The organism is Streptococcus sp. oral taxon 058 str. F0407, assembly GCF_000235485.1.
In the GTDB taxonomy this organism is placed as follows: Bacteria; Bacillota; Bacilli; order Lactobacillales; family Streptococcaceae; genus Streptococcus.
In genome coordinates, this window is the sequence record NZ_JH378880.1 from 1 (window position 1) to 878 (window position 878).

General features: G+C 46.6%; 1 protein-coding gene. It reads right to left on the reverse strand.

Annotated elements, in window-relative coordinates; genetic code table 11:
* Positions 1-878: SHIRT domain-containing protein (locus HMPREF9184_RS00830; RefSeq protein WP_000452822.1), on the reverse strand; the 878-nt coding region annotated here is incomplete at both ends.

Genomic DNA, 878 nt, shown 5'->3' on the forward strand with positions numbered 1-878 from the left:
GTTGTGGCTGCGGTTGCGGCTGTGGCGCTGGTTCTGGCTGTGGCTGCGGTTGCGGCTGTGGTGCTGGTTCTGGCTGCGGACTAGGAGCTTGCTTAGCTTCAAAGGTCCATTTGCCGATGAAGGTTAGATTTGCTCCCTCTTCCACTTCTTGATAACCTAGGAATGTCCATGTACCATTTGCAACAGCAACTTCTAGAGGCATTGGTGCTTCTGGAACGAAAGCAATCGCTGCAGAAGAACTTGTGGTATATGTTCCACTTTGTGGAAGTAAGCTCAATACTTCTGCTGGCAAGTTGTTGTCTGCTGTAGCACTCTCGAAGTGGTAAGTCACCTTATAGGTTTCAGTTACCGGTGCAGGCAAAACAGTAACTGGTACAGGAACTTCAGTAGAAGAACCATCTGGATAATCAACTCGTACTTTACCTGTGTAAGTTCCTGGTTTTGTTGTGTCAATTTGACCTGCAGGTGTGATATCAACTACCCTAGTGCCAGCTGGAAGGCTTGGCAAGTTCGTCACATTATCGGTCAAGTCAGGTGTTTGTCCAACCTTGATAGTTTCTTCCGTTACCTGAGGCGTATAAGTTTCAGCGTTTGTCGGATTCACCTTGAATTCCCACTTACCTAGGAAGGCTATGTCGGCCTTATTCACGACTACATTATCTGCATCGTAGCCTTTGAAGGTCCAAATGCCGTCGTTCACACTATCTGTGTATGTGGTTTGTGATGGTTGTTTAGTGGAAACAGACTCACCATTCTCATAAGTTGCACTATCACTTGGAGTCAAAGCGGTGATGCCTGCTGGAAGAGCTTTACCTGATGTTGCACTCTCGAAGTGATAACTTGCTTGGTACTTGTTAGCTACAAATTCCCATTTACCG